We start from the raw sequence: 17,804 nt of genomic DNA, 5'->3' as shown, positions 1-17,804 counted from the left end.
TTTCTACCTGTTGCGTAGTTTTTCCTGAGATTGTATTGTCATTTTGTTGTCACTGTGTCAACAATTTTCTTATATTTCGTCACTAATAAACAGTACCCATATCACATTACTCAAAAGGATTCTCACAAACTTCTTCAAACACCATATCTGGCAACTCTGCAAATAATTTATTATCGTTAAATGCATTAACTACATCTATGTTTCCTGCAAATTCCGTTCTTGTGATAAGATTTGTGATGTACCTAATAATTTTATCACGAAAGCCCTTTTCTATAGAATTTACATATGCAATCTTGCCCAATATTTGACTGTTATTTTGGTAATTCTTTAATTTTATCGAACAATATATCTGTGCTCTCAAATTTCTCTTAAATTTTTTGTCCACATGAATACTGTCATCATTAATGGTAATGCCCGTAACTGTTTTCTTCACATCATTAGATAGATATCTTGTCTTTTTGTCATTGATTGTAAAACCTTCATCCGTAACAATATACTTAATAAATTTCTCAATCTTATTCAAAAGCATTCTATTATCCGAAGAAAAAGTCAAATCATCCGCATAACGAGTGTATACAATATCTTTTCTACTACAATAGCCATTAATTCTTGCATCCATATGATAACAAACTAAATTCGCAATATACGGAGATGTAACCGCACCCTGTGGCAAATAATTATTATATGTACACAAGTTAGCTAAAATACCTGCAACTTTACTATTATAACCTATATTGCAAAACAACGTATACACCTGTTGTTCAGTTATCGTACCAAAGAAATTTGTGATATCCATCTCCAAAAGAAAAATGTTCTTTTTATGTCTCTCTGCATTTTCTCTCAATCCATTTTTATTTGGGACAAAAGCCATAGCTTGCTCTGACACAAAAATTTTCTCTAATATTTCTTTCAAAATCCACTTTTGTACCACTTTTAATGATAAATTTGGTACATTCAATATTCTTTCTGTTTTGTCCTTTTTAGGTATTACCTTTTGGAAATAACAATACTCTTTTTTATATGTTAGATAATATAATAACTGTTCTGTTATCGAAAGCTGTTCGCATAAATGTTCAAATGAATTTATTACTGGAACACCTAAAGTATTTAAAACTACACTGTTTCCAATATTCAAATAAATCACCTCATTCTTACTCAGTATATTCTCGGGTAAAACAACGGGGGAGTTCCACTATTGTGGAAGTTCACCGTTGTTTTAGCTGATTTCATGTAATTATCATTCTCACGAGGTCGAACCAACCCCCAGCTGCTATGTATGCATATTAACAACAATTCTAAGAATGAGGCAATTTATAGAACTCCTTATGCATCAGCTCAACTCTTATTCTATCACATACCCCAGCGCATATACAATCATTTATCATCAATTTTATCGTTTCATATCCAATATTTGTTAATTTGTATGATGAATACGGTTCTCCTGTGATTTTAACTATCTTTTTATCTTGAAAAAGCAATTTCAATGATGCGTTAAAAAGAACTTTAAAATCAGAATATACTATTTTTTCTTTGCATGAAATATAATCTACTATTGCTACAAGTTCTTTAGAATTTAGCGACTTGAAAAAATAAAGTATCAGTTGTATAAAATAGTGCATCCCAACAATAGTTGTTAAATCAATCATACTATTCTTATTGCCACTAACTTTATTCTTGTCCCTTATATCCCTTGAAAGCCGCTTCGCAAAGTCCTCCACATCCTGTCCATATTCAATAACATTGAGCTTATTTCTTTTCTTCAGATATTTTATTGGGCCAAGCATAATAAAGCTTTTATGCTTAGTTAAATTTTTGTCCACTGCTGCAATTACCTTATCAACAGTATACTTATTATTAGTAAATGCACCCAACTCAACCAACGAGCCCGCGCTTTCACAAATAATAACAATCACATGAGAATTACTTGCTAAAAATTGCTCATAACTTAATAAATCAGCATCCTTTGTTTTATTAAGAATTTCTATCAATAAATCTTCCGGATAAAATATTTTAAATGGTTTATACCACAATGTCTTTTTTTCATTTTCAAGCAATACTCTTACTTGATCTCTTAACGATTTATGCTTACTATTACTTGCTCCACCGCATAAAAATACTACTATATATTGTTCACTAAATTTACAATATATCTGTTGATAAATCTCTTCAATTATTCCACATATATCTTTATTCAATCGAATTACTTGTTTTTCCATTACCTGTGCAACCTCATATCAACAAAATTTCTATTATCATAGCCCACTTGTTGTCTATTTCAAAAGTGTATTTATCACATAACTCAACTAAATTAACAAAAAGTTTCTATATTATTATATATTTTCTCTTTACAATATTTCTTTCTTATTATATAATACCACAAAAAATAAAAGGAGGATACATGTTTTCTACAAATACAAATAAATATAAACTATTTAACGAAGATGCTCTAAGCCTTCTATCTCGAATTCCAACCAGTTCTATCGACCTAATCTTAACCGATCCCCCATATAATATTGCATTGAATTCTACTGGTAACATTAAACTCACTAACGGAAAAACGATCAATAATGACATTGCAGAATGGGATAAATATTCTATAAATCCCTTAGACTACGTAAAAGATTTCAAACGTGTTATTTCTCCAAAAGGAAATATTTTCATTTTTACCAGTTATTCTCTTCTTGGTAAATGGCATGAAGCATTTGACAAAGAATTCAAAACTTTTCAATTATTTGTATGGCACAAAACTACCCCAACAGAAAGCGTATATAGAAATAGTTTTCTAAACAGTTGCGAATTAGTAGTCTGTCTCTGGAATAAGCATCACACATGGAATTTCTTAGGTCAGAAAGAAATGCATAATTTCTTTGAATGTCCTTCTTGTCGATATCCCGAAAAAATATCTTCTCCAAATCACCCAACACAAAAACCCCTTGTACTTATTGAACATTTGATTAGAATATCCTCAAATCCAAACGAAATAGTATTGGATCCTTTCATGGGAGTTGGTTCTACTGGTGAAGCAGCCTTAAATCTGAATCGTAGATTTATAGGATGTGATATTTGTAAGGATTATTGTGATGCATCTCTAAAGCGTCTCTCGAAATTCTAGCACTATTTTCACATATTATGTGCTATAATGATACATTATACATTCACACATAAGGAGGCACTTATGATCAAACACTTTAGAATACACGGAGATAACATTGTCGAATGTGAACGTCTCTTCAATCTTATTACAAAATCCATCCAGACACAAAAGGCAGAACGCTATTTTCTCTCGCCTGCATGTCCATCTGTTAAAATTACAACCATTGATTCTGACATTTTGTTTTTTAAATATTTCCCTGGCTTTAACAAAAATACTAGCGATCGATGGCCTTCCAATATATTCCAAATTTTAAAAGATAACGGAAGCTTTCTAAACGAAACACCAGATGTTCTATTAACAGAAGAAACTGATACTGGCGAAAAAATTCTTCTTGCCATCGAATTCTGTAGTGCATTACAAGCAGGTAACCAAGCATGGCAACGTAGCGGACGAGCATACTCAACTGCTCGTGCTAACATTTGTCCGTATCTATATATCATCGACTTTGTAAAATATGAATTGGACGAAAATAGGAACAGAAAAGCATTGCGTTTTCCAAATGTCGCTATCCCTTATAGCTACTATAACGCATCAAAGCACTGGAAATATCCAGCCATACAAGTTTATTTCAAATCAGAAGAGTTCCAACCTTCTTTTGATTCATCATTACACGATTTTGATACATCTCTATTTGGAGAAAATGATGTATATTCATTGCTTTATGGCTTAATATATAACATTGATGTAACCCCAATATATACTTCATTAATCAAAAAAAGCTTAAAAATAATGGATTACATGACAACTCCAAGTAGTTCAAATAGCTATACTAAAGAAGATTGGACATCTATACAAAATGATTATTCAGGAGACATTCTTGCATTTTCAAGACAGAATAATCTTTTCCCTTTTGCAAAGAAAATTGCCCAAAAATCAATCACTGGTCGCAACAAAGATTTTGCAAATTTAGCAACGAAATATAGCACTGGAATTGCCTCTAAAGATTTGCCGTTTGGTTTAATTCCTTCTTATAACAAAACCGCTTTTGCAAATGAGTTACGTACTCTTTATCCTGAAATGAACGATGAGTTTTATAGAAAATTATCCACCACAAACGACTTAATTATTTGTATGTTCAAAGGATTCAAGCCACACGGAGACGATGCACGACCAGATAGAGGAATTCTCCCTTTAATTGCAATGCTTTTCGGCGAATCAACTGAAATTCTTACATTTATATACGGCGAAACTTTGGAATCCACAATACAAAAGTTAGATCAAAACATACTATCTTTATCTAGTGGAAACGGATTATGGAGTGCTATTGTGTCATTAAGCGATTTTATTATACTTGATGCACCAAAGATACCTAAAAATACTGAAGATTCCAACATTGTTCGCTTAATACCAAACATGGAAAATAAAACTTTTTCCTTGTCGTTGAAAAATCGAACAACAAATATGCTTATTTCTCCATACCCAACTCACTATACAGAAAATGATGTTGATACATTTATACACACTATTTTTAACTATATAATTCCCAACACATTTGAAGGATTTTGTAATCCTCCAGGTGGTGATTGGAGTGGCATATCGCTAATAAATAATAATGATCCTGCAATCGGAACAGAATTTAGATGGCTGACCCTCCCCCGTGTGAGTGACAGCAAAAGGCCTGACCATATTACCGTTCTATTCAATTTATTTGAAAAACCATTAATAATATGCACCGAATCAAAGGAATCACCAAGAAATTTGGAACCAAACATCGGACCAGCGTTAACAAAATATATATTTGATTTGCTATCTTATCCGCCTAGTGTAGAGCGTCAATTAAATTCAGATATTTGGACTATTTCTACATCAACAGTATCTGTATCTGATTTTACTTGTGCTTCTATAGGATGCTTTTTTGCCCCTATCAATTTTGATTTATCTACTATTTCAAGCAAATGTAACTGTGATGTATTGATAGGATTCAATATAGATAGCAGCACCTCTCGTTGCAAGGTACAAATTAAAGGGTTTTCCTCTATTGGTAACACTTTAGCTGAATATCTAAGCAACATAATCCAGCATCGCAATTCACTTATCAACATCTTCGATATCTGTTAAATTTGTTTTAAAAACTGGTAAGAGTTTTTCTCTTACCAGTTTAAATATAAGGCTTCATACACTTGCTCATTACTTTTATCCATAACCTTTTTGAATGAAGAATTCCCTGATGCCAAAAAGAACTTCTTCACATACAGTTCTTTCGGTATACCTGTCTCATATTCTTTATCACCACGTATTCCATCAAATGACAATACATATCTAATTCCTTTTTTATTCAAATCGTTCAGATACTCATAAAACTCTTCATAATCAATAGTTCCGTAATATCTTCCTTTAGTATTTTCATACGGAGGATCTAAGTAAATTATATCTTTCTTTGTTGCTGTTTGTGTCGTTTCTCTGTAATCACCACAGAGAAATTGAACATTTAAAATTCTTTCATGCCAATCCAACACAATTTTTTCAAAACGTTTAGGATCTATTCCTTTTCGCGTATGATGAAAAGAATTATTAAACTCACCTTCTGAGTTGAATCTTATCAACCCATTTACACAAGTACGAGATAAAAACAGTAAATCCAATGGTGACTTATCTGCATTAAACCTAGAACGTATATCATAATAAACTTCATAGCCGTCTTTTTGCAAACGATTCCATTCCTCTGAATAATAACTTATCACTTCCCGCGGACTGCTTTGAACCATCTTCCAAAATCCAATTAATGGTTCACAAATATCACCACAAATAGCACTGGACGAATTAACTGCGTACATAACAGATCCTCCGCCTAGAAACGGTTCATAATAACAATCAAATTGTTCAAAGTGCTTAATTATTTCTTGTGCCTGTGACCTTTTACTGCCGCTCCATTTAATTACCGGTTCCATTCGCATTATCTTCACACACACCTTTCTCAAATAAACTAATTTGAACATTCTCTCTTTCACAATGGCTTAATCTTTCTAATGAAATATTATAATATTCCTTATTTATTTCAAATCCACAATAGCTCCTTCCACACATCTTTGCAGCTACACACTCACTCCCAGAGCCACTAAATGGTGTAAATACCATATCACCTTCTTTTGATGATGCCATAATTATTCTTTTCAATAATCTTATCGGCTTTTGTGTTGGATGTTTTCCATATGCCAACTCTTCCTTGGATTTATTATTTGGAACATCCCATACGGTTCTCATTTGTTTACCTGGCTGCTTAATCAAATCTTCCGGAAAATCCGTATTCTTTATATATTCATAATCATAGTAATACTGTCTTTTTTTACCTCCAGTATGTGCCCATAAAATAGTCTCATGACTAGCTGTGAACCTCCTGCCAGAAAGGTTCGGAAATGCATTACGCTTAAACCATACAATCTCGTTAATTATTTCTACTTCCAGCATTTGACAAATTACATTGATAATCCCCATATTATGATATGTCCCAAAAATCCATACAGAACCAGTGGGTTTTAAAATTCTTTTTACTTCTGATATCCATTGAATTGTGAAATTCCAATAATCTTCGAAGGACATATCGTCCCAATCAGCCATTACTTTATTCCAATTTCCTCCCATTCCCTTTAAAACAACACTATTATCCCATTTCCACTTTGCACCTTTAGACAGATTATACGGTGGATCCGCAATAACCAAATCAACTGAATTATCTGGCATACCTTTCATTCCTTCAAGACAATCCGCGTTAAAAATGGTGTTTATATAATCATTAATCATTGCAACATACCTTTCTCTAGTTATTCAAGTAATACAATGCAGGATTCTTTGATGTTTGCTTAAACTTAACATTCTTGGATTTTTCAATATGTTTTCTTATACATGCATTCATAGTATTAACTGGAGTTTTACCTATGGACATAAGTTTCTTACTATATCCTTTTTCTTCAGCAACTTCCCATATTTCCCCAAGGGTCATCTCCCTTTTTTCACTTCTAAGAACCTCTTCAATCAAGTCTAAATATGTGTATCTCATAATCCATCTCCTTTGCATTCTTTTATTAAATATTACATTAAATTAAGCAACAAGTCAACCATACAAAGCATTCTTTTGCATTCTTTTTCACCTTCCTCTCCCAACATCCTTTATCCTCTCCCCAATCCATTCAAAAAACTTCTCCAGCAGATTCATCCCACCAATCACAAACTGCTTCATAAACTCATACGCCTTTTCCAGCTTATCCTTCCGGCTTCGGTTTTCCTCCCGGAGCATCTGATTCTGATACCTCAGCTCTATCACCTGCTCCTTCAGATAATCGTCGCCATCAACAGTTCCCAAAAGTTCCTTCTTAAGCCTTTCCGCCTCCTCCAGTTTCATCTGTGCCTGCTCCGTCTGCCACTTTGCGGTATCCGTTATCATCATCCACTTGTCAGCCTCTTTTTGAGCGACCTCAATTTCTTTTTGTTTATCGGTAAGCTTATCTACACTTTTAGAATACTCTAACCGCAACTCAGAATTCTTCAAACGTAAATCCGTTCCTTCCGACTGCAATTTCTGAGTTTCAGCCTTGGTATAATCCAACATCTTTTGTGCTTCGGATTGTTCTTTTCGAATACTAACACGCCTATTCTCTATTTCCTTGTCCAGAGACTCAATCCTTTCCTCTTTTAATTCAAGAACAACCTGTGCGCCCTCTAGTTCCTCCTCAAGAGCAGCCACTTCCTTTGCCCGCTCCTGCTTCTTATAATCCAATACGGATAAATGCGGATTGTGCGTGTTTTTCTTCTTCCAATCAATCCCGTACCTACGCGTGATAAGGGCAATATCATCTTTCTCCGCCTCTGCCCATTGCTTCCATTCAGTGTTCCCTTTACCTTCGCTTGCAATTCCTCTGGTAGCAAGTGCTGCCTTAAGGCTTGTCTTAGTTTCCAGTCCTCTTTTACAACAGGATACCCAAGGAACAAAATTCAGATGCAAATGTGGTGTTTCCTCGTCCAGATGAATATAAGCACCAATCACATATAACTGCGGATTACGAAGCTGGAACATTTTTACATAATCCTTCAACACCCATGTTGCAACCTCAGCAGCCGAACTGCCCACTCCGGTATCATCCTTATTGCCAATCTGAACAATTACCTCATAAAATAATTTTTCCTGCTTACTCCGGGATATCTTTTCATAATAGCTTTTAATCTGCCTGTCCTTGCGTTTCTGTTTTGCATTGTATTCCTTAAGCGCCTTGTCAAACAGTTTATGGTAGACTTGCTTAATATCCTCGTGGATAAGTGTAATATTATTTTTGGTGCGGCTGGCATCCACATTGTCCGCGATAAAGCTTCTTGTTTTGTGTCCGATGGAACCCTTCCCATTCATAAAACTGATTGTTCTTTCCATTGTAAAAATCCTCCTCTTTCGTTATGTATGTAAACATTTCTGTCTTATCCGTAACGAGTGCTGGATACGGCACGAGATAGCAAATTTCTTTGGGAAGGTTTTGTTACTTTTGTCAAAAGTAACGCAAAAGCACTTTTAACAGCTTCGCCATCAAAAATACAGACCCGCAAGCGGGTTTTGCGCTCCTCGCCGGAGTGGCTGTACGGCTCTGCGAGCCGGATAAAGCTCCCTTAAGGGAACTTATGAGCCGCAGATATGCGGCATATCATTTACCATACACAGCTCCTTTAATACCAGTGCCGGCTCCTAATGAAAACAGTTCACCACATCATGCAGCACTACCTCCTCTGCTATCATTCTTGCCTGTGTTCGTAGCCGGTACATTTTCACAAAAGAATTTGCCTGCTTCGGCTTATGTTCGCCCAGCCATTCCTTTTCAATATCCTCCAGCAATTCATAAGCCACCTCATTTACCTCTGCTGCCTTATCATGTAATTCTCCAAACCGCACCAGACTTTTGTATCGCTGTGAGTACTCTGTCCGTATGTAATCAATCCACATGTGACCGTATTTCCCAACATCTGTGTTTTTCTCCTCGCCATCTAAAGTAATCAACGGATAAAAGATGCCATCCTTTTCTATGTATTTCACTCCTAATTTTTCAAATAATGTTTCTTCGCTCATAGCCGCCATTTCCTTTCCAAAAATATTTTTATTTCTCATTCGGTACAGTAAGTTCCTTCATACCTGCTAATGTTCTCGGCTGTTTCTTGAATCCTTCCAGTATTTCCAGCATGGAGCGGATGGGAGTTAGCAACTCCCCATCCATATCCGATACCTTTTCAATTCAATTCTTTCAAGCTCACGCTCTATCTGTTGCAGGTTCTTCCGAAATTGCACCAGCATCAACGGATTGCCCGTTGCAACCACCTTCTGATGAAGAACGCTCTGGATAATATAATCCTGCTTGGTTCGAAACCCACTGAGTTTTACTCGGTTATTGAGTTCTTCATTCTCCTCCGGCGACATGCGAAATGCGATTGTCACATTACGCCATCGGTTTTTATCATCTCTATTCTTTTCTGACATTGACTAACGCCTCCCTTTCTGTTTCCAATTGTGCTGCCATATCCGTCTGCACCGTTGGAAATAAATGTGCATAATGATAAGTGATATCTACCGCCTCATGTCCGACTCTTTCCCCTATTGCCAATGCAGAAAATCCTAAATTGATTAACAGAGAAATGTGGGAATGTCGTAATCCATGAATCCGGATTCTTTTCACTCCTGCAAGCGTTGCTCCCCTATCCATTTCGTGATGAAGATAACTTTTTGAAATGGTAAAAATTCTGTCGTTCATCTTTATTCCGTATATGCTTTTTATAAAATCCTCCATTTCCATAGCAAGGAAATCCGGCATGACGATTGTCCTGTTACTCTTTGGTGTTTTCGGATCCGTAATCACATCTTCGCCCTCAAGCCTCTGATATGACTTATTTATCCGAAGAGTTTTCTTTTCAAAATTGAAATCCGCCGGTGTCAGGGCAAGCAATTCTCCCTCTCGTATTCCCGTCCAGTAAAGCATTTCAAATGCATAATACGAAATCGGCTTATCTGCCACACGCTCCAAAAATTTCTGAAATTCCTCCTGTGTCCAGAACTCCATTCCCTTATTTTCTTCCTTCCCCATAGTTCCGGCTTTTCGTGCCACATTATCCTTTAGTCCATACATATTGACTGCATAGTTTAATATGGCACTGAGCTGATTGTAAATCGTTTTCAGATAAGTTTGGGAGAACAACTCCCCATTATCCTTTTTCAGTTTCATAATCTCATTTTGCCACTGGATGACATCCGAAGTACGAATATCATCCAGCTTCCTTTTTCCGAAATATGGCAGAATCTTGGTCTCAATAATGTGCTTTTTTGTCAGGAACGTATTGCGTTTTATTCTCGGCTCCAAATCCATCAAATAAATATCCACAAAGCTTTGAAAGCTCATACTGATACTCTGATTCTCTTTCAGCTTGAAGTTTCGCTCCCATTCAAGGGCTTCGCTTTTCTTCGCAAAGCCCCTCTTGGTCTTCTGCTTCCTTTCTCCGGTCATATCCTTATAATAAGTCCTCACCTCCCACATTCCGGTCTTTTTGTTCTTGATAACCGCCATCTATCCCACCTCCTTGTCTGTGGACAGTCCGTAGATTCATTCCATAAAATACTTCGTGCTGACACGCCCTTTTATTGTCACAAATCCTTCAGCCTCAAGTTCTGCATTCAGCCGCCGTATCAGCTTATAAGCATAGGATAGTGATACGCCCAGCATTTCCATGACATCCTATGCTGTTAAAAAACGTTTGTTCTCCATAAGCAAATGCCTCCTCTCTTTCGTTTTATTATCCAGTTCATTTCTGAACTGTTTTGATGTGTTTTATATTAACAGTTCGTTTTTGTACTGTTGATACTTTTTAGCAAAAAACATTTCGTTTTTGTACTGTTGATGATATAATGTACGCGAAGGCAAAAGTGAGCATGGAGTTTTGCCGATTGATATGCGAAGCATTAAACAATCGGCAAAGCACCTTGAGAACGTGCCCGTGAACGAGGTAAACCGAAGGTTTTTCGAGTTTTTGCCTTCGCAGAAAACATATCAAGTATTAATGTAGATGCATGTTTTGTACCTCGTGACTTTATGCATGCTACAACACTCATTCCACGAATAAGGAGCAGCTAAGATGGGCGAAAAATTCACCAGCCGGGTAGGCTATTTGATTCGTAATTTCAGAATTGCATCTGATATGACACAAAAGGAGTTAGCAGATAGATGCGGATTAAATGAATCTACTATTAGAAACTATGAACTCGGAAACAGATATCCGGATGAAGCAACTTTATTAAATATTGCCAACAATCTAGGTGTCAGCTTTTATGCATTATCTGACCCTGATGTAGCAAATATATTCAGTGCACTTCATGTGCTGTTTGATATTGAATGGGCATATGGACTACGCCCCACTATAAAAGACGGAGAAGTTTGCTTTAAATTTGAAGAGCGGCTTCCAAGTGCCGGACCCCGTCCACAGGAAGACCTTGATAACTTCCGAAAGATAGTTGAGTATTGGGCACGTTTACGAGATAAACTTGAGGATGATAAAATATCAGAAACGGAATATTATCTCAAAGAAGTAAAATACCCAATGAACCCAACAGACCCGAATAAAGAATATACTATATCGTTAAATCTTGATGATGACGACCAACTACTGGTTCAGAATATGAATGGGAATGACGATGCAGAAGATACTGCTGAATTGTTAAAAGACTTGTTTCCAGATTTCTCTTATATGAAGAGGAAACGGAAACCGAAGAAGGAATAAATTTACTATAATCACAGGAAGGGAGCTATTATTATGAGAAGATTTATATATTTAGATACTGACACCCTTAATTCATATATAGCACAAATATATGATGGTTTAGTGCAAACCCAAGAAACAGAAACTCAATCCAGCCAAACAGCAAATAAACAATCTGAACGCACATCTAATTTAGGAGCAGATGCTGATTTGAAAGTTTTTGGAAAAGGAATCGAAGGCAAAATAGATTTTACCTATCGACATTTAAAAGATACATCTAACACAGATCTGATTAGCGATGTACAGACCAAACTTTTACATGATAATGCATTTGATCAACTTATGAATTATTTAACCAAGAATAAGCTTTTATCAAATCTTAATATTGGTGACTTCATAGAAATTAATGATGAATTTTACATTATGGATTTAGACTATTACAAAAAAATATTTAACGACAAAAAATTTCTTGATTTTATAAAGAAAAGTGAACGTAATAAAATATTAGCCTTACTGAAAACACAACAGGATTTTGAATTAACTCAACAGGGAGTTAATTCTAATGAAATCAAGAAAAACTACACAAATTTTGCCAAAAACAAATGTGCAGAATCTGATAAAAGCTATGATGATATAAAGGACATAATTGATATGCTTTGTACACTTGTTCCATATCGAAGAACCTTATGTATTGCAGACAATATGGTTGTGTTAAATGACAAATATATGCGTGATAACATTGATATGACATCTTTTAAATTCGGTGGTAAAATCAAAGTTCTCGGATATATAACCAACAAAATAACAACGGATACTACTGAAAGTTCAAATATTTCACCATTAGCCCAAGTTGGCATCGGTTTGAACCAAATCATGCTTTCATTCTTTGGTCAACAATCTTCCTTAAATATTGTACATCCTATTGCAATATACTACGAATAAAAAGGAGATATATATATGAGATTTTGTGATTTATTTATTAGCTATAAAATTGGTCTAAAGGATATCAAGAGTACTATCCCTTTTACCAAACTTCCACTATATAGAAAAATATTTGTAATTATTCTTTTTGCCAGTGCAATTATAAGTTTTATTTTATCAATTTTCAAATTAACCTGGATAGCATATATTCCTCTCGCATTAGGCGTAATTTCTTTCATAGTATTCTTAATAATTGACTCATTCAAAAGAAATCTTCAAGTAATGCTTAATGAACACTATAGTCCCTATTCTGAAAAAAGGATGCAAATGACCGTCAAGGTATTAAATAATTACCAAATTAGCATTCATGATTTTGAAGCACTTGATCTGTTAATTGAAGAAGCTAAAATTGCACAAATTCAATGTGATTATTTGGCACCTTTAAAAAAGCCACTAAAAACTCTCGCCGCAATCATCGTCCCTATTATTGTATATGTTGCCGAAAAAATAGGTGATTCGACTTCTCAAAATGAAATGATTATTATGGCAGCTCAAATAATAACAATTGTATTACTTATTTTCTCACTTATTTTTTCAATCACGCCTATTGTAAAAGATATTTTATACCGTGATTACAATAAGTATGGTGAACTAATTTATGATTTGAGACAAATAAAACTCTTTTATGCAAAAGAAATTTCTTCATCTTCAAATTAAGAAACAGATAAAATAATTTCCAAAATTATTGTCATTTGATTGTCACCGGGCAAAAAACGAGCCAAGAAACGCCGTAAATTCGACATTTCTTGGCTCGTGTACATTATTCAAAGTAAGCGTCAAATAAAACAGTGTATAGAAAAATAACCGTCAGCCTTTTATACTAAAAGGTCAACGGTTATCGACAGAATTCTTTTACAAGAGGATTCCAAGGCAGATAATCATCCAGATATTCAGGATGTTCAAGAAAAGCACTCCCCGGCATGTCGGACAGGATATATTTTATATATTTCATCGGGGCAAGCCCATTCGCTTTCGCTGTCTCTACCAGTGTATAGATTCCTGCACTGGCTTCCGCCCCTTTCGGACTGCCGGAGAACAGCCAGTTCTTTCTGCCGATCACAAAGGGACGGATACAGTTTTCCGCAAGCGAATTACTGATGGAACAATTCCCGTCTTCCAGATAATTCCAAAAACCTTCACGGTTATTTAAGGCGTAATGAAAAGCTTTTGAAAGTTTGGATTTCGGCAGCTCTCCGATGGCACTTTTTTCTGCCCATGACCAAAAAGCCTCGAGAAGCGGTTTCTCGCGGATAAGACGTTCTTTTTTCTTCTGATCAGGAGGGAGCGCCTCCAACTCTGACTCTATGTTAAAGAGTTGATTCAGACGGAGGATTGCTTCCGCAGGTTTTGATGCTTCCGAATTATGGATGTCTTTTGGGAGCGCATCCACGAAAGCCCGGCGCAGATGCGTATAGCAAAGACATCTTTTTACTCCTGAAACTGCATTGTATCCGGAGTAAGCGTCTGTATGGATATAACCTTCATATTCCCTCAGAAACGCTTCCGGATATTTCCCGCTTCGTCCCGGCTGGTACTCGAAGTAGCGGATGGGATTTACGGCATCTCTGATGCTGCAGTAAACCCACATATAGGAATCGGACGTATTTTTCCGTCCCGGTTCTTTCAGCACCTGTACATGTGTTTCATCGATATGAAGGTATCTCTGTTTCAGAAGTTCCAGCTTCAGACGGTGGACGATGTGTACAAGCCAGTCCCGATAGACAACCAGAAGCCAGTTTGACATAGTCGCTCTGCTTAAACGTAATCCCAAAGCCTCCCATTCTTTTTCCTGTCTGTACAGCGGGATGCTTAATTCAAACTTCTGGTGGATGAGCCAGGTGATGGTAGATGCAGATGCCAGAGAATGCAGGACGGGAGGATATGGCACCGGAGCCTTCTCCATATAAGGAGTTCCGTTTTTCCGGCATGACCTGCATTCATACGTTTCCCGGTAATGGTCAATCACCTTGAGTTTTGCAGGGATAAACTGTACTTCCGTGCGGACGAATTCTTCCCCTACTTTCACCATCGTACTCCCGCAGTTATCGCATATCTGTTCCCTTTCATCTATGGTATGGAGTACTTTGCTGTGAGGGAGATTTTTTACCAGTTCTTCCCGCTGACCGGTGTACTTCCTTTTACGTAGGTGCTTCTCTATCTCAACAAGCTCCGGTTCGTGTGCATCAGGATCCGCACAGGTTTCGATTTCATTAAAAAGAGACATCTGCCCCTCGATTTCGAGAGTAGATGTCTTCTCGGATTTTGTTCCATAAAGTTTACGGGTCAGGAAATCAACCTGCTCTTTCAGGAGCCGGACCTGCTGTTCCAGTTCTTTGATATGATTTTTATACTCCTGTTCCGTAGCTGACATAACCTGAAAACCCTTTCGTTTCGATAAGATTATTATACCATAGAATCGTCAGATTTCCCAGCATTTCTAAGGATTTTCAGTATTTTCAGACTTATGCGGGAGCCATTTCTGAACTGCCTTTGGCTGCTCCGGGTTCAAACCTTCCAGAAGCCAGCGTAGCTGCTGATCAGAAATCTGTTTTGCTTCTTCGCCGGTCCGCGGCCATTGGAGACGTCCGTTTTCGTACCGTTTGTATAAAAGGCAGAAACCGTCTCCCTCGTAATGGACTGCTTTGATCCGGTCAGCCCTCTTTCCACAGAACAGGAATAAGGAATTGCTGTAAGGATCCAGTTTGAAGTTGTACTGGATGATATCCAGCAAGCCATTGAGCTGCTTCCTCATATCGGTGTAGCCGCATCGGATATAGATTTTCTCCACATGGGAAAGATCTCCTAACATGACTGCACGGCTTTCAGAATGTTTTCCAGCATCTGGGCAGATGTGCCTTCATAAAGTTCCACTGTTATGGATCCGATATGAAGTATGGCTGCAGGAGTGGAACGGGAAATGTTTCTGTCCGGAAGTGAAAGCTCCGCAAACTCAGCCGGGGATTCCGTTAAAGCAGTTGACTGTTGGTCTGTACACATGTGGATGCCGTTTTTCTTGCGGGGCAGTTCTTCCAGGGCAAGCTTTCGAATTTTGGAAAGCCAGTAATAATAACTTTTCAAAGAGATATCGTGTTGTTCACACCAGATCTGATTTGTCAGTCCGGAGGCCCTGCATTGCTGTATTACATCCAGCCAGTATTGAAGTTTCACCTGTTTGTCTGGAGTCAAAGAAGAAAGATCCATAAGCCTGCTCCTTAGATTAGATTTAGAGTTTTTAGAGTCAACTCCCAAAACTCTAATCAATAGTTTACATGCAACAGCCAGAAATTTCGATACACCCTCTTATTGGACGCTTACTATTCAAACTCCAGACAGACAGTATGCCATATAAATAAAAATCATTGATTTTAAGGCATTTTCAGGAACTATCAACCACTAAAATCTATATGAAAACAGATTAAAAATGCAATAAAAATGCAATCGAAGTACATTCAGATTTTATAAGATAGACCAGCAAACCTCAATATCATCCCAAAATAGACGTTCAACAATGGGCGTCTATTTTTTGTTTCAAAATTAAATGGGGCTGAAAACAGCCCCGATGGGAATTGGAGATTTGACCCTCCCGGATTCTTCATGTCATGCCAGCCGTAATTTTTTCCATTGCCCCTGCACACTTTAGCAAAAATTCCCAGAAATTCCGTCGCCCACCATAATGCTTTTTACAGTTGTTATTATTGTCATAAGCGTACCTCCTGATATTATAAATCTCCACTGAAATCTACTTTTAAGTTGTTGGGAGTACATGACAGAGCTACATGAAAAAACACAAGCTAACAATCCTAACCATGACGATTTAATTTTTAACACCTAGATAATATCACAACCCTGTAATTTCTTCAATAGCCCCAGAAAGGATGTGATACTACGAAGAAATCACCACCGCCGGAGCGTTCCCCTCCGACTTTCAAACCAGAACCCAAAACTAACCATCAAACGCAACATTCAGAAAGGACAGGTACATCTATATGGAATTAAAATTCGTTATCCCCAACATGGAAAAGACATTCGGCAACTTGGAGTTTGCCGGAGAAGACAAAACAGAACAAAGAAGAATCAACGGACGCGTGGCGGTACTCTCCCGCAGCTTCAACCTTTATTCAGACGTACAGAGGGCGGATGATATTGTGGTTATCCTCCCTGCCGAAGCCGGAGAGAAGCATTTTGACTTTGAAGAACGTGTGAAGCTCGTCAATCCCCGTATCACCGCAGAGGGCTATAAAATCGGCACAAGGGGCTTCACTAACTACATTTTACACGCTGACGATATGGTAAAAGTGTAAGGAAAAGGAGGACATCAGACTATGAGATTAGCAAACGGAATCGTGATTGACAAGGAAGCAACATTCGGGGCATTGAAATTTTCTGCCCTCCGCCGTGAGGTTCACCTCCAGAATGAAGACGGCTCGGTATCAGAAGAAATCAAGGAGCGTACCTATGACTTAAAATCCAGAGGACAGGGGCGTATGATTCAGGTTTCTATCCCTGCCAGCGTGCCATTAAAGGAGTTCGATTACAACGCAGAGGTGGAAATCATCAATCCTGTGGCAGATACCGTGGCAACGGCTACCTTTCAGGGGGCAGAGGTGGACTGGTACATCAAGGCGGATGATATTGTTCTGAAAAAAGGTGCTGCCATGAATCCGCAGCCGCCAAAGAAAGAACCGCCAGCAGAAAAATAAGTATGGACGCAATTACTGGATATGAAGAATACGAACAGGACTTCCGGCTGGTTTCTCTGCCGGAATACTGCTGGATGGCAGGTCAGCTTCTTATCGAAGCCCTAGAAGATTATCAGCCGCCGGAAAATCTGGCAGTTTATATGCCGGAATGTCTGTGCAGGGAGTCATCCGGCTATACTTTTTTATTTCAAGCCCATATGGAAGACAGCAAGAAAGGATATTCGCTGCTTTATATGGGCTATTTTTAATCACGGAAAGGA

Annotated in this window: 20 protein-coding genes; 8 read left to right on the top strand and 12 right to left on the bottom strand. The window is 37.3% G+C overall.

Annotated features, from left to right (window positions below; genetic code table 11):
* Positions 1 to 106 precede the first annotated feature (106 nt).
* Together CCC70_RS01170 and CCC70_RS01165 are read right to left on the bottom strand one after the other, a co-directional pair.
* Positions 107 to 1,135 carry a retron St85 family RNA-directed DNA polymerase gene (locus CCC70_RS01170; protein ID WP_287084110.1) on the bottom strand — a complete coding sequence of 343 codons (1,029 nt, stop codon included), beginning with the start codon at positions 1,133 to 1,135 and terminating at the stop codon, positions 107 to 109.
* A gap of 160 nt (positions 1,136 to 1,295) precedes the next feature.
* Positions 1,296 to 2,216: a retron St85 family effector protein gene (locus tag CCC70_RS01165; RefSeq protein ID WP_287084109.1), complete on the bottom strand. Its 921-nt coding sequence runs from the start codon at positions 2,214 to 2,216 to the stop codon at positions 1,296 to 1,298.
* A 182-nt stretch (positions 2,217 to 2,398) separates the two neighbouring features.
* Here CCC70_RS01165 and CCC70_RS01160 point away from each other — a divergent pair, with 182 nt between their 5' ends.
* On the top strand, positions 2,399 to 3,112 hold the full coding sequence (locus CCC70_RS01160; RefSeq protein ID WP_287084108.1) for a DNA-methyltransferase: 714 nt from the start codon (positions 2,399 to 2,401) through the stop codon (positions 3,110 to 3,112).
* A 63-nt stretch (positions 3,113 to 3,175) separates the two neighbouring features.
* Positions 3,176 to 5,212, top strand: a complete 2,037-nt coding sequence (locus CCC70_RS01155; RefSeq protein WP_287084107.1) for a hypothetical protein — start codon at positions 3,176 to 3,178, stop codon at positions 5,210 to 5,212.
* Between the two features lie 32 nt (positions 5,213 to 5,244).
* On the opposite strand, the gene CCC70_RS01150 is transcribed toward CCC70_RS01155, so the two are convergent.
* From CCC70_RS01150 to CCC70_RS01120, 7 genes are all read right to left on the bottom strand, one after another.
* Positions 5,245 to 6,042, bottom strand: a complete 798-nt coding sequence (locus CCC70_RS01150) for a DNA adenine methylase (protein WP_270377683.1) — start codon at positions 6,040 to 6,042, stop codon at positions 5,245 to 5,247.
* Positions 6,026 to 6,892, bottom strand: a complete 867-nt coding sequence (locus tag CCC70_RS01145; protein WP_287084106.1) for a DNA-methyltransferase — start codon at positions 6,890 to 6,892, stop codon at positions 6,026 to 6,028. The genes CCC70_RS01150 and CCC70_RS01145 overlap by 17 nt, the downstream gene beginning before the upstream one ends.
* 16 nt (positions 6,893 to 6,908) lie before the next feature.
* The gene (locus tag CCC70_RS01140) at positions 6,909 to 7,148 is read right to left on the bottom strand and encodes a winged helix-turn-helix domain-containing protein (RefSeq protein ID WP_287084104.1); all 240 of its coding nucleotides are present in this window, start codon (positions 7,146 to 7,148) and stop codon (positions 6,909 to 6,911) included.
* Between the two features lie 87 nt (positions 7,149 to 7,235).
* Positions 7,236 to 8,510 (bottom strand): plasmid recombination protein, encoded by a 1,275-nt coding sequence (locus CCC70_RS01135; RefSeq protein WP_287084103.1) that lies wholly within the window; start codon positions 8,508 to 8,510, stop codon positions 7,236 to 7,238.
* Positions 8,511 to 8,816: 306 nt separating this feature from the next.
* On the bottom strand, positions 8,817 to 9,194 hold the full coding sequence (locus CCC70_RS01130; protein ID WP_287084102.1) for a TnpV protein: 378 nt from the start codon (positions 9,192 to 9,194) through the stop codon (positions 8,817 to 8,819).
* A gap of 126 nt (positions 9,195 to 9,320) precedes the next feature.
* Positions 9,321 to 9,599 carry a plasmid mobilization protein gene (locus CCC70_RS01125; RefSeq protein WP_287084101.1) on the bottom strand — a complete coding sequence of 93 codons (279 nt, stop codon included), beginning with the start codon at positions 9,597 to 9,599 and terminating at the stop codon, positions 9,321 to 9,323.
* Positions 9,583 to 10,677, bottom strand: a complete 1,095-nt coding sequence (locus tag CCC70_RS01120; protein WP_287084100.1) for a site-specific integrase — start codon at positions 10,675 to 10,677, stop codon at positions 9,583 to 9,585. Before CCC70_RS01120 ends, CCC70_RS01125 begins: the two co-directional genes overlap by 17 nt.
* Positions 10,678 to 11,242: 565 nt before the next feature.
* Here CCC70_RS01120 and CCC70_RS01115 point away from each other — a divergent pair.
* Genes CCC70_RS01115 through CCC70_RS01105 form a run of 3 tightly spaced genes read left to right on the top strand, consistent with a single transcriptional unit; the run spans position 11,243 to position 13,501 of the window.
* Positions 11,243 to 11,884: a helix-turn-helix domain-containing protein gene (locus CCC70_RS01115; RefSeq protein WP_287084099.1), complete on the top strand. Its 642-nt coding sequence runs from the start codon at positions 11,243 to 11,245 to the stop codon at positions 11,882 to 11,884.
* 33 nt (positions 11,885 to 11,917) lie between these two features.
* Positions 11,918 to 12,805 (top strand): DUF6414 family protein, encoded by an 888-nt coding sequence (locus CCC70_RS01110; RefSeq protein WP_287084098.1) that lies wholly within the window; start codon positions 11,918 to 11,920, stop codon positions 12,803 to 12,805.
* Positions 12,806 to 12,820: 15 nt separating this feature from the next.
* Positions 12,821 to 13,501 (top strand): hypothetical protein, encoded by a 681-nt coding sequence (locus tag CCC70_RS01105; RefSeq protein ID WP_287084097.1) that lies wholly within the window; start codon positions 12,821 to 12,823, stop codon positions 13,499 to 13,501.
* A 178-nt stretch (positions 13,502 to 13,679) separates the two neighbouring features.
* On the opposite strand, the gene CCC70_RS01100 is transcribed toward CCC70_RS01105, so the two are convergent.
* The 3 genes from CCC70_RS01100 to tnpA all read right to left on the bottom strand — a co-directional run bounded on the left by CCC70_RS01100 (position 13,680) and on the right by tnpA (position 16,045).
* Positions 13,680 to 15,215, bottom strand: coding sequence for an IS66-like element ISRob1 family transposase (locus CCC70_RS01100; RefSeq protein ID WP_004611469.1), 1,536 nt, complete (start codon positions 15,213 to 15,215; stop codon positions 13,680 to 13,682).
* 66 nt (positions 15,216 to 15,281) lie between these two features.
* Positions 15,282 to 15,632 (bottom strand): IS66 family insertion sequence element accessory protein TnpB, encoded by a 351-nt coding sequence (gene tnpB / locus CCC70_RS01095; protein ID WP_158526524.1) that lies wholly within the window; start codon positions 15,630 to 15,632, stop codon positions 15,282 to 15,284.
* A gap of 14 nt (positions 15,633 to 15,646) precedes the next feature.
* Positions 15,647 to 16,045, bottom strand: coding sequence for an IS66 family insertion sequence element accessory protein TnpA (tnpA, locus tag CCC70_RS01090; protein WP_249308030.1), 399 nt, complete (start codon positions 16,043 to 16,045; stop codon positions 15,647 to 15,649).
* Positions 16,046 to 16,830: 785 nt separating this feature from the next.
* Between tnpA and CCC70_RS01085 the strand changes: the two genes are divergently transcribed.
* The 3 genes from CCC70_RS01085 to CCC70_RS01075 are packed head-to-tail and all read left to right on the top strand — an operon-like array spanning position 16,831 to position 17,792.
* A complete protein-coding gene (locus CCC70_RS01085; protein WP_287084096.1) occupies positions 16,831 to 17,145 on the top strand; it encodes a YdcP family protein in 315 nt (104 codons plus the stop codon).
* A gap of 21 nt (positions 17,146 to 17,166) precedes the next feature.
* The gene (locus tag CCC70_RS01080; protein ID WP_118209967.1) at positions 17,167 to 17,544 is read left to right on the top strand and encodes a YdcP family protein; all 378 of its coding nucleotides are present in this window, start codon (positions 17,167 to 17,169) and stop codon (positions 17,542 to 17,544) included.
* A 2-nt stretch (positions 17,545 to 17,546) separates the two neighbouring features.
* Complete coding sequence (locus CCC70_RS01075; RefSeq protein ID WP_032547033.1) at positions 17,547 to 17,792, top strand: hypothetical protein; 246 nt, start codon at positions 17,547 to 17,549, stop codon at positions 17,790 to 17,792.
* Positions 17,793 to 17,804: the final 12 nt, after the last annotated feature.

The sequence above is a fragment of the Blautia sp. LMAG:89 genome (genome assembly GCF_008679485.1).
Classification (GTDB): Bacteria; Bacillota; Clostridia; order Lachnospirales; family Lachnospiraceae; genus Blautia_A; species Blautia_A fusiformis.
The sequence above is the reverse complement of the archived record's forward strand: the minus strand, read 5'-3'. Positions and strand labels throughout refer to the sequence as shown.

Excerpts from the sequence above, each read along its gene's own strand:
- CCC70_RS01165 (WP_287084109.1), bottom strand. The coding sequence starts at position 2,216 with ATGGAAAAACAAGTAATTCGATTGAATAAAGATATATGTGGAATAATT.
- CCC70_RS01160 (WP_287084108.1), top strand. The coding sequence starts at position 2,399 with ATGTTTTCTACAAATACAAATAAATATAAACTATTTAACGAAGATGCT.
- CCC70_RS01155 (WP_287084107.1), top strand. The coding sequence starts at position 3,176 with ATGATCAAACACTTTAGAATACACGGAGATAACATTGTCGAATGTGAA.
- CCC70_RS01150 (WP_270377683.1), bottom strand. The coding sequence starts at position 6,042 with ATGGAACCGGTAATTAAATGGAGCGGCAGTAAAAGGTCACAGGCACAA.
- CCC70_RS01145 (WP_287084106.1), bottom strand. The coding sequence starts at position 6,892 with ATGATTAATGATTATATAAACACCATTTTTAACGCGGATTGTCTTGAA.
- CCC70_RS01140 (WP_287084104.1), bottom strand. The coding sequence starts at position 7,148 with ATGAGATACACATATTTAGACTTGATTGAAGAGGTTCTTAGAAGTGAA.
- CCC70_RS01135 (WP_287084103.1), bottom strand. The coding sequence starts at position 8,510 with ATGGAAAGAACAATCAGTTTTATGAATGGGAAGGGTTCCATCGGACAC.
- CCC70_RS01130 (WP_287084102.1), bottom strand. The coding sequence starts at position 9,194 with ATGAGCGAAGAAACATTATTTGAAAAATTAGGAGTGAAATACATAGAA.
- CCC70_RS01125 (WP_287084101.1), bottom strand. The coding sequence starts at position 9,599 with ATGTCAGAAAAGAATAGAGATGATAAAAACCGATGGCGTAATGTGACA.
- CCC70_RS01120 (WP_287084100.1), bottom strand. The coding sequence starts at position 10,677 with ATGGCGGTTATCAAGAACAAAAAGACCGGAATGTGGGAGGTGAGGACT.
- CCC70_RS01115 (WP_287084099.1), top strand. The coding sequence starts at position 11,243 with ATGGGCGAAAAATTCACCAGCCGGGTAGGCTATTTGATTCGTAATTTC.
- CCC70_RS01110 (WP_287084098.1), top strand. The coding sequence starts at position 11,918 with ATGAGAAGATTTATATATTTAGATACTGACACCCTTAATTCATATATA.
- CCC70_RS01105 (WP_287084097.1), top strand. The coding sequence starts at position 12,821 with ATGAGATTTTGTGATTTATTTATTAGCTATAAAATTGGTCTAAAGGAT.
- CCC70_RS01100 (WP_004611469.1), bottom strand. The coding sequence starts at position 15,215 with ATGTCAGCTACGGAACAGGAGTATAAAAATCATATCAAAGAACTGGAA.
- tnpA (WP_249308030.1), bottom strand. The coding sequence starts at position 16,045 with ATGGATCTTTCTTCTTTGACTCCAGACAAACAGGTGAAACTTCAATAC.
- CCC70_RS01085 (WP_287084096.1), top strand. The coding sequence starts at position 16,831 with ATGGAATTAAAATTCGTTATCCCCAACATGGAAAAGACATTCGGCAAC.
- CCC70_RS01080 (WP_118209967.1), top strand. The coding sequence starts at position 17,167 with ATGAGATTAGCAAACGGAATCGTGATTGACAAGGAAGCAACATTCGGG.
- CCC70_RS01075 (WP_032547033.1), top strand. The coding sequence starts at position 17,547 with ATGGACGCAATTACTGGATATGAAGAATACGAACAGGACTTCCGGCTG.